The 9064-nt window shown below is 59.1% G+C and carries 8 protein-coding genes; all 8 read right to left on the bottom strand.

Going from position 1 to position 9064, the window contains the following annotated elements; translation table 11 throughout:
- Positions 1 to 1079: 1079 nt before the first annotated feature.
- The 8 genes from C0Z16_RS16745 to C0Z16_RS16710 all read right to left on the bottom strand — a co-directional run bounded on the left by C0Z16_RS16745 (position 1080) and on the right by C0Z16_RS16710 (position 8981).
- A complete protein-coding gene (locus tag C0Z16_RS16745) occupies positions 1080 to 1904 on the bottom strand; it encodes a siderophore-interacting protein (RefSeq protein ID WP_102633228.1) in 825 nt (274 codons plus the stop codon).
- A 69-nt stretch (positions 1905 to 1973) separates the two neighbouring features.
- A complete protein-coding gene (locus C0Z16_RS16740) occupies positions 1974 to 2795 on the bottom strand; it encodes a PadR family transcriptional regulator (protein WP_102633227.1) in 822 nt (273 codons plus the stop codon).
- Between the two features lie 203 nt (positions 2796 to 2998).
- Positions 2999 to 3958 (bottom strand): glycosyltransferase family 2 protein, encoded by a 960-nt coding sequence (locus C0Z16_RS16735; protein WP_102633226.1) that lies wholly within the window; start codon positions 3956 to 3958, stop codon positions 2999 to 3001.
- Between the two features lie 37 nt (positions 3959 to 3995).
- On the bottom strand, positions 3996 to 5300 hold the full coding sequence (locus C0Z16_RS16730; RefSeq protein WP_102633225.1) for a flippase: 1305 nt from the start codon (positions 5298 to 5300) through the stop codon (positions 3996 to 3998).
- A gap of 48 nt (positions 5301 to 5348) precedes the next feature.
- Positions 5349 to 6302: an AraC family transcriptional regulator gene (locus C0Z16_RS16725; RefSeq protein WP_102633224.1), complete on the bottom strand. Its 954-nt coding sequence runs from the start codon at positions 6300 to 6302 to the stop codon at positions 5349 to 5351.
- 156 nt (positions 6303 to 6458) lie between these two features.
- Positions 6459 to 6671, bottom strand: coding sequence for a hypothetical protein (locus C0Z16_RS16720; RefSeq protein WP_102633223.1), 213 nt, complete (start codon positions 6669 to 6671; stop codon positions 6459 to 6461).
- Between the two features lie 14 nt (positions 6672 to 6685).
- Positions 6686 to 6997, bottom strand: a complete 312-nt coding sequence (locus C0Z16_RS39560; protein ID WP_102633222.1) for an AraC family transcriptional regulator — start codon at positions 6995 to 6997, stop codon at positions 6686 to 6688.
- Positions 6998 to 7445: 448 nt separating this feature from the next.
- On the bottom strand, positions 7446 to 8981 hold the full coding sequence (locus C0Z16_RS16710) for a N,N-dimethylformamidase beta subunit family domain-containing protein (protein WP_102633221.1): 1536 nt from the start codon (positions 8979 to 8981) through the stop codon (positions 7446 to 7448).
- Positions 8982 to 9064 lie beyond the last annotated feature (83 nt).

Below are 9064 nucleotides of genomic sequence, written 5' to 3'. Positions count from 1 at the left end.
GAGCTTTGCGAAAATCTTGAAATATGGCCGGTGTCGCCATATGTTTCGCCGGCACAGCCCCTGACAGGTGGCAGTACTAGGCGATCTCCGCACCAAAAATGTTATCAACCTTCAGGCTGCGATGGATGTGGAAGATCATCGCTCCGAAAACGACTTCTGCAGACCTTCCTTAACAGTAGTTGTAGCTCTTTTTGAAACATCGCCTTAAAGTATGGCCTTAAGCCGACCGACAATATCGGCCGCAAGTTGTCCAAGAAGGCTCTGCCGAACGCGCCGCTCGCAAGCGTTGAGGACTTGGCGTGCAGTGATGGCGCGCCACAACGTCCGTTATCGTGAGCACAACTCAAACGCCATGATCCAACCGTATGGCCCAACGTCGGTTTTTTAGGGGGCAAGCGCCCCGCTTACTGATCGTGGACGTTGATCGACAGGCTTGGGCCTCGACCTCGCGTCATGAGAAGGACGGCTGTCGCTCGGAAGCAGTCATCGGTCGTTACTGGTCGAACTACCGCTTTGAGTCGTGCAGACTCGCTCGTAGCGCTGCAAGCCTGACACTCATCTGAACCGCATTGCCAATGACCACAAAAAGGCACGAAATATTCTGACGACCGCCGATCGGCGAGCGTCTGCCAGGACCTAAATTTGCAGCGAGCCCATGAGCACTGCAGCCAGAAGCTAGGTGCGGCGGCTTTTGTGTCTGTGAGCGTGCCATCCATTTTCTATTGAACGCAGGGGCGACTTATCGTCCTTGGGAAACCGGCCGATGGTATCAACAAGTATGTCGTTGCTCACCTCCGTGAGTCTTCCCAAGACGAAGGTCGAGGCAGCGTTGCGAAAGCCTCGCCTGCGTCGGTGTCAACTCGCCCAAAACGCGGTGGCAGCCTTACCCGCTGGGCCTTTCTAGACTAAGTTGACACTCTCTGACCAGGAGAAATGATGATCGTGGACTGTGTCATCGCGAGCAGCCAAAGCAAACGGCGCTCATCCTGTGCGCTAATGAACACATCGACAGGTTCCTTGTTGTTGTTCGAAGAGCGCCGCTTGCACGAGCCGCGCGGTTCATCGCATACGCCGGATGCTCAGTCGTCGAGCGTTTCGTGAACGGCCACCGCGCCCTGCTTCCAGTAGCTCGCCGCGCGAATGCGTGACTTGTCGACGCCGCGTTCCGTGCACAGGTGATAGCGCACTGCGCGAATCGTCGCGGATTCGCCCGCGGCCCACACATAGCCTTCGCCGCCTTCAGGCAGGTAGATTTCGCGGACCGCTTGCAGCAAAGCCTCGCCGCCACAGCCCGTTTCGCTGCGATAACGCCAGACGAGATGCAACTCGGCCTGCGTGTTGAACTCGAGTTGCGCGGAGGGATCGGCCACTTCGATGACGGCGGCGACGCGCTTGCCGGCCGGCAGTTCTTCGAGGCGGCGCGCAATGGCGGGCAACGCGGTATCGTCGCCGATCAGCAAGTGCCAGTCGAAAGCCGTGGGAATCACGAGCGAGCCGCGCGGGCCGCCGAAGCCCAGGTACTGGCCGACTTTTGCTTGCGCCGCCCATCTCGCGGCGGGCCCGGCTTCGTGCATGGCGAATTCGATGTCGAGTTCGCGCGCCTCGCGATCGAAGCGGCGCGGCGTGAAATCGCGCGCGGTGGGGCGCCGTCCTGCGGGAAACACGGGACCGTCGGGGCCGGCTTCCGGCAGCACGGGCTTATCCGCGCCCGGCTCGGGGAAGAACACCTTGATGTGATCGTCGAACGAAGCGGACACGAAGTCGTGCAGGTCTTCGCCGGTGAAGGTCACGCGGATCAGATGCGGCGTGAGCGCCTGTACTGCTTTGACTTGCAGCAGGCGGAACTTCAGAGGGTGCCGTACGCGCTGCACGGCGAGGTCGGGTCGATTTTCTAGGGTCGGCATTGAGGCGCAATTCCTGTTGGTTCGGTTGGCACCCGGAGGGGGTAAAGGTTCGGCCGCGTGCGATGGATTTCACGCGGTGGCAGCATCGTCGCTATTGCTGCCCGGCTTGCCTTCGTCTTCGATTTCCCTGGCCGCGCGCAGCAGGATCGCGGCGATGCGGCGCTGCTCAGCAGCCGGCGCGCCGTCACGGCGTAGCAGCGCATTTTTCAACGTGCGACGGGCTTCGTTCAGTTCGGGCGCCCAGCCGCCTTCGCTGATGTCCGCCGGCTCTTCACCGGCAAACGCGCGACGCACGGAATCCATCTTGCGCGCGATGTGGCTCAGCTTCGCCAGCATCAATTCGACGCGATCGCGATTGCCCGCCAGGTACTCGCGTCCCGCTGCGGACAGTTCATAGCGCTTGCGATTGCCTTGGAGTTGCACCGTGACGTAGCCGAGCTCTTCCAGATACGTGAGTGCCGGATAAACCATGCCGGGGCTCGGACTATAGAAGCCGTTCGAGCGCGTTTCCAGCGCCTTGATGAGCTCGTAGCCGTGGCTCGGCTGTGCGTCGATCAGCGAGAGCAGCAGCAGTTGCAGATCGTCGGAACTAAATTTGCGGCCGCGCGGAAAGCCATCGCCTTCGCCGCCGAAGCCGCCGGGACCGCCGCCGCCGAAATGGCCGCGCCCGCCGCGTCCCCCGTGATGCCCGTGATGACCCGCCATTGCATGCCACAGTGCATGCGGCAAAAAGCGGTGGCCGCCTTCATGGCGTCCACCCGCGCGCTCGCCGCGCGTCTCATGATGATGGACAAACGCATGCCAAAGGGCGTGAAGCGACGAGCGGCCGCGACCTGTGCCGAACGCCTGTTCCGCCTCATGCGGACGGCTGAAATGGTGATGATGACGCATCTTGCGCACTCCAATGTGTCTTAAGATGTGTCGTACGATATATATCTAAAGATAGTTTGTCAAACTTTCCTTGAGACGGAAGGGAGTTTGTCGCTCGGGGAGGGCGTGCGCTTGCGTGACGGCGGCGCTGCCGTCGTCACGCATGTGGTGGGGAAAGGGAGGGAAACGCACATGCCGGCGGCGCGGGCATGTCAGCGGAACGATCAGGCTTCCGGCTTGAGTCGATACAGTTCGGGAACCAGCGCAAGCAGCAGACGCTTCACCGAAAAAAGGCGCGGCGAAATATGCGTCGCAACGTACCACGTGGCGGCCACGTTCATGCTTCGCAGCTTTATGTCGGGACCGACGAGCGCACTTGCGAAGTGCAGATCGCCGAGTGTCTTGCCGATGATTTCCTGCTTGATTTTCGCGCGTGCCGGCGGCTCGAGCGCGATGAACGACAATTCGGACATCTCGTGAAGCAGCCGGTACATGCTGTTGTAATGATGCTGCGTCTTCGTCGTGAACATCGTGGAATCCATGCGCAATCGTCTCTTGAATAGCGCCTGATTCAGCACGGCAACCTTCAGTCTTTGTTGCAGCAGCAACGCCGCAAAAAAGTGGTTGTCTTCGTACACGATGCCTTCTATGAAGCGCAGATTCCCCACCGCCGAACGCCGCGCCATAAAGCAGCATGGCGACACGAAATAACGGCCCTGCCGCAAGGATTCCGCAACGAACTCATCCGACCATAACGTAGCGCTTCCCAGCGGCCGCCGATAGCCGTTGGCTTCCTGCTTGTACATGGGTGCGTCGGCCGGAAAAACCGAGGCCTCGAACATGACCGCGTCGACCTCGGGATTGCTGAATTCCCGATGGCAAACACTCAATGTGTCCGCGTCGATGATGTCGTCGCTATCCATGTAATAAACATACGAGCCGGTCGCGACCGAGGTGCCGACATTGCGCGCCGCGGATTGCCCGCGGTTCAGCTGGTGGATGTATCGGAACCGCGAATCGCTTGCGCAATAGCGTTGTGCGATTGCGGCGGTGCCGTCCGTCGAGCCGTCATCCACGATGATCGCTTCGAAGTCCGTGAAGGACTGGCCCGCGATGCTCGCCAGCGCATCGTCGAGATAGTCCTGCACATTGTAGGCCGGCACAATGATGGAAAAAGCTGACATGGGGCACCTAGATCGTTTGATAAGCCAGAACCGCAATTCAGCCGGCATCCGCACCGCGGACCTCCTGGCCCGCGGGGGATGCAACCGGCGTGAGGGCCGAACCTCGAGAGGCAGGATCAACGCCGCGAAAATACAACCACGTAAAGGCCACCGCACCGACCACTTCCGTCAGGATCACGGCGAAGATCGTTCCTTCGGCGCCGCCGTAGCGTGTCAGTGGTACGACATACAGCAGATGCAGAACCGTTGCGCCAAGAAACACATTGGTCAGCGAGCGCGCACGCCCTTGAGCCAGTAGTCCGAGATCACCGAATACAGCTGCTACGCTGATGATCGGCGGCAGTACAGCCTCGAGTCTCAGCAAAGGAATGGACGCGTGAAACTGCGGGCCGACCCACGTTTCGATCCCCCACGCAGCGAGTAACTCGATCCCGACAAACAGGCTTAGCGACGTCGAGAACACGGCGATCATCGCCATTCGCATCAGGCGCTGCGCAGCCTGCGGATCTGTCGCATGGTATTGACTGATACGCGGATAGAAGGCCTGGCTGATCACCATGAACATGGCCTGCGCGGCGATGCGTATCTTGTCCGCCATCGCGAACTGGCCCACTACTTCCGGACCATGGAAGTAGTTCAGCAGGATCGAGTTGAAGTTCACATAGAAGCTGATCAACACAAAAGAGAGGAACAACGGAAAGCCGTCCTTCAGCGACTCGGCAATTTTTTTCGTGGATGTACCGACGAGCTTTACCAGTCGATTACGATGAAGAATCCACAGCGCGCAAATCGCCAGCAGCACGTTGCCGATACTCACGCCAAGCGCGGCCAGCGCGGCGTCTCCTGGACCTTTTACGGCCACGTACACGAAGCCCAGACCGACGAGCCGGGAAAGAAACGTCGGCAACACTAACGCGCGCATGCGTTCTAGGCCTTGAAACAGCCATATCGGCGTGACGGCGTTAGCGATAATTCCAAGGAAGAGCGCCGCCAGCACGTCGGCATGCTCTGCCAGGTCCGGCACGAACACGATCCCCACCGCGAGCAACGCAAGCGCTGCTGCAACCAGCACAAGTCGCGCGGCAGAGGTACTCGTATAAACCTCAGCCAGTCCGCGCGGATCGCCGCGGCTCACAGACACCAGTCTCGTCGCCGTAAAGTTGAAACCGTAGTCAGTCAGCAAAACCATGTATTGCGCGACAGCCTGACAATATGCCAGCACCCCGAACTCTCTCGCGCCGAGTACATGGCCCAGATACGGCAACATCAGCAACGGTACGATGTAATTGCCGCCCTGGATCAGAACCAGATAAAGTAACGTCTTACGAATGGGCGTCGTCATAAAAATAGACCGGTCCAATGTTGGTTTTCTTCATGCAAAAGCTGCTCCCTACAGACTCACGTGCCGTTGCGCGCGGAATTCGGTGGGTGACATGCCATACCTTTCCTTGAAAAGGCGGCCTAGGCGGTTGCCGTCGCCCATCCCACACCGTCTGGCAATTTTCCCCACCGGGACATTGGTAGAACTGAGCATTGTTCGGACGACTTCAAACCGCGTGCCCAGCAGGTATTCCAATGGCGTCATACCGAACTCCTGTTTGAAACGGCGCCGGAAATTGCGTTTGCTCATTGCCGCCGATTCGGCCGCCTGCGCAACGGAAATCGGCTTGCTGTAGTTCTCCTTTATCCAGCGAGCCGACTCGCGGACCTTGCGAGTGGTGGTGAGTGGTCGTGCATCGTCTTCACGCGGCTTGATGCGCTTGAGTAGGTTCGTCTGGAGTTCAAGCGCAATCTTTCGTGCGATGTCCGGACCCAGATCCCGCTCGATTTGCGCAACGGCCAGCTCGGCCGGCGTCGCGCCGCCAATGCGCGGTGTCGCCAAACCATCGTCGAAGAGAATGATGGGCACCGCCAGCCGGGATGTGTCCTTGTACACCACCGCAAGTTTCGATCCTTGCGTGATACGCAGCGATGCAGTGGCGCCCTGACTGATGATCCACGAATGAAGGCGATCGTTGGGCTGCGGGGCGACCGGCACGTCGCGGCAGGCTACGAAGAATGCATGGAAATCGCTGACGCTGTAACGGCTCAGTTGTTCCGTGATGATCGAGATGCCGCAGGAACTCGTGACCAGGCCTCCTTCGTCGGACAATACTGTGAGCCGGTAGGGCGCCTCTTCACCCCGCGCCAGCTCGCACGCGTTTGCGAGGCGGAAAGCGTGCCCAATAGCACCTGCGGTGGCCGTGAAAAAATTCTGCGATACCAGAAGGCCGATGTGCTTCGACGGGTTGGAAAGGTCGAGCTTCTCATTGATACGTGGCGCGGAGAATTCAACGAGATCCATCACGATAGGCTCCCAATATACTTATCAAATGCACATAGCCGGCCGGCCGATTCAGCACTGTAGTGACAACGGACTCGACGAACGGCCGGTCAATCGACGGCATAGCCGCCAATTGCTTGCCGCGCTTCGCCATGCGCTGCCTGTCACACAGCGCCGTTATCCGCGCCGCTTTGCAGCCCTGATAGCGCTGGCAATCGATAAAAAAATACGGACCGGGATCAGTGCAATTGCAACGACGACAAAAGTCACGATCACAGCCATCACATAAACCGTTGCAAAACCCGTCAGTATCGACGCGAAAGCGAACCGTTCGGCACGCGACGCCAAAGGCAGGTCTCGCCAATGAGCATGCGGCCGGCCTTCCTCCATGGTTGCGCGCTCGCTCAGGTAGGGCCTGTGCGGGCGCGTTGACGGAACTCCGTTGGAGAGGCCCCAAACCGCTTGCGAAATTGCCTGGCAAGCAGCGGTCCGTTTCCCATGCCGCTGCGGCGAGAGATCTTGTCGACGGGAAGATCGCATTCAGCGCCCGACGAAACGCCATCGGCGGCAAAATCCTGCCGATTCGTTTCGTCTCCGCCTGGTTGAGTATCCCGGCTCGAGACGATATTGATAAGTGCAGTCGTATTAATCAGACGAAGCACTTGTGGCCATTTGTCAGTTGATAGGAGGCAACTGGCGCGACCGAGTTTGTTCATGCTGTCTCCTGGTGTGAGGTTCTAACGAATTATTAGTTGATTGCCGGTCAGGTATGACAGTGCTTTATGCTGGCTGGGGCGAACAGAAGTGGACGCAGACGATGCTCACACCCTTTCCTGGTTTCAGGATTTGAATTGAAGGATACGCTGTAAGGCTAGTTGCGTGCTCACCAAAATTCAGCCTCCAACAGCCAACCTTGGCTGACAACGCAGACGCGTGTTAGACGAGGCCATTTCATGTAGAAATGCGAACGACGAGGCCGAGAAATTGATGGGAGCGCTCTGCGTAGACGGGTAAATTGCGGAAATTCCGGGAACAGCGGATCGCTATGTGCGGGCATTCGGAAATATATACATAGCAATCCGAATTATTGGTTGAGTGCCTATTTTCTCAAATTCCAGAATGGCTAAACCATGTCGCGCTCCGACAACACCGTATGTGCATCGGTCAACCCGCATCGGTCTGCAATGCGACCTCGCTCGCGACACGGGTGGTTTCGCCCAGCGGCAAATGGCTCCGCTGTGCTCCGTTTTCCGCTTCCGAGCCAATATATTTACGAATCACGTTGCGAGTGATCTGCTGCACGACGCCGTTGCTCTTCGCGGTGGTGTCCATTAGCGTGCGGGCCCAGTCCGTCGTGCCCACGTTGAAGACTTCTCCAGCACTGCGGCGGCCGTCCCGCAGCAGTGGACGGAATACGCCGATCGCGCCCGCTCCGCCCATCTCCCAGCCGGTCAGTCGATTCGTGACTGCAAGAGTTTCAAAGGCATCGTCAGACGAGTCGGGTGGAATGCCGTCGGCCTCATAGCCGACGATATGATCCTCCGCGCCAAACGTATCGTCCTTTCGCAGTTGAGTGCCGGCGAATGCCCAGTGTTCCGGACGCCGGACTGTAAAGCCGATCGCTTGACGCTCGCACTTGGCCCAGCGGCGCCGAAAGCGCGACCACGTGCCCCAGTGCCCACCGCCGTGCTTATAAGTCAGTCCTATCAGATGGCTTTCATTGCCGCTTACCCGCGGGTCCAGGTCGATCTGTTCTTTCAACAGATCCCAGTTTTCTGCAAGCTTGCGCATTTCCGTCATCTGACCCGGCTCAGGGCCGATGAACCGCACGGGCCGATAGCACGTATTGCCGCTAAATACGGCGAGGTTTCCGCCTTGCGTGACGAAATATGCGACGTGTGCGCGCATTTCCTCGCTCCAGTACTCGTGATGACCGACGCTCAGCATGCAGCGGTAGCGTGTCAGATCGAGAGCGGTCGCACTGTGAAGGTCGAGGTCCGTATAAAAGTCGCACGCAAGACCTTCCTTGCGCAGCCATCGAATAAACTTCGCGTCCCAATGAGTGAATTGCTGGCGTTGGGAACGCGTGTCATAAGGGTCGACCGGTTCGCCGAGCCGGGCACCGAGTCCGCCGCCCGGACGTTGCAGACTTACGTTGTTCGCGGCTCGATAGCGGTGGACGCGGTCGTCATAGAAGCTGCCGCCGCCCGTCGAGTTATACGCGTGGTACGTTGCGGTGGGAATGATGTAGGCAAGCGCCGCCGTGGGTGTACGCGGGCGCGCGATAACGAGCGCCATGTCGTCGCTGGCGGGGGGCGCAGCGAATATCGGCCGATGGGCCGCGCAAAGGCGCCCAAGTTCGTGAGTCGGCTTGCCGGCAGCGTCGACTTCATAGGCGAGCGCGACATACGCACCGCTCTGCAAACCGGACACGTTCGGCCTGATCGTGATGGTCGGCCACTTCCAATCCTCGTCGAATCGCATCGACGCGCTATTGCCCGTCGACTGGAACACGTATTTGCCATCCGTCAACGTGGCCGTCACACCGTCCTTGCCCTCGACGACAACACCGCACAGGCTCGTGAGCAACTCATCGTCCTGTTGCTGGTAAATGGCGATGCTAAAGCGCCTGTTCGGCTGCACAGCCAGTTCAAAGCACGCTCCGGCGGTAAAGCTCGGATGAATCGGATAGATCTGCATGCTCTCTTTCCTTGCGCGAATCAGCCGGGTAGCCGCCGGCCAATGAGTTCCGATTGCTTTACGGCGCACGATCGATTTCATGC

The sequence above is a fragment of the Paraburkholderia rhynchosiae genome, from assembly GCF_002879865.1.
Taxonomy (GTDB): domain Bacteria; phylum Pseudomonadota; class Gammaproteobacteria; order Burkholderiales; family Burkholderiaceae; genus Paraburkholderia; species Paraburkholderia rhynchosiae.
Note: the sequence above shows the minus strand (reverse complement) of the source record. Positions and strands in the feature narration are given on the sequence as shown.

Bases quoted from the DNA above. Each gene is read 5' to 3' on its own strand.
- C0Z16_RS16745 (WP_102633228.1), bottom strand. From the start codon at position 1,904: ATGCCGACCCTAGAAAATCGACCCGACCTCGCCGTGCAGCGCGTACGG.
- C0Z16_RS16740 (WP_102633227.1), bottom strand. From the start codon at position 2,795: ATGCGTCATCATCACCATTTCAGCCGTCCGCATGAGGCGGAACAGGCG.
- C0Z16_RS16735 (WP_102633226.1), bottom strand. From the start codon at position 3,958: ATGTCAGCTTTTTCCATCATTGTGCCGGCCTACAATGTGCAGGACTAT.
- C0Z16_RS16730 (WP_102633225.1), bottom strand. From the start codon at position 5,300: ATGACGACGCCCATTCGTAAGACGTTACTTTATCTGGTTCTGATCCAG.
- C0Z16_RS16725 (WP_102633224.1), bottom strand. From the start codon at position 6,302: ATGGATCTCGTTGAATTCTCCGCGCCACGTATCAATGAGAAGCTCGAC.
- C0Z16_RS16720 (WP_102633223.1), bottom strand. From the start codon at position 6,671: ATGGAGGAAGGCCGGCCGCATGCTCATTGGCGAGACCTGCCTTTGGCG.
- C0Z16_RS39560 (WP_102633222.1), bottom strand. From the start codon at position 6,997: ATGAACAAACTCGGTCGCGCCAGTTGCCTCCTATCAACTGACAAATGG.
- C0Z16_RS16710 (WP_102633221.1), bottom strand. From the start codon at position 8,981: ATGCAGATCTATCCGATTCATCCGAGCTTTACCGCCGGAGCGTGCTTT.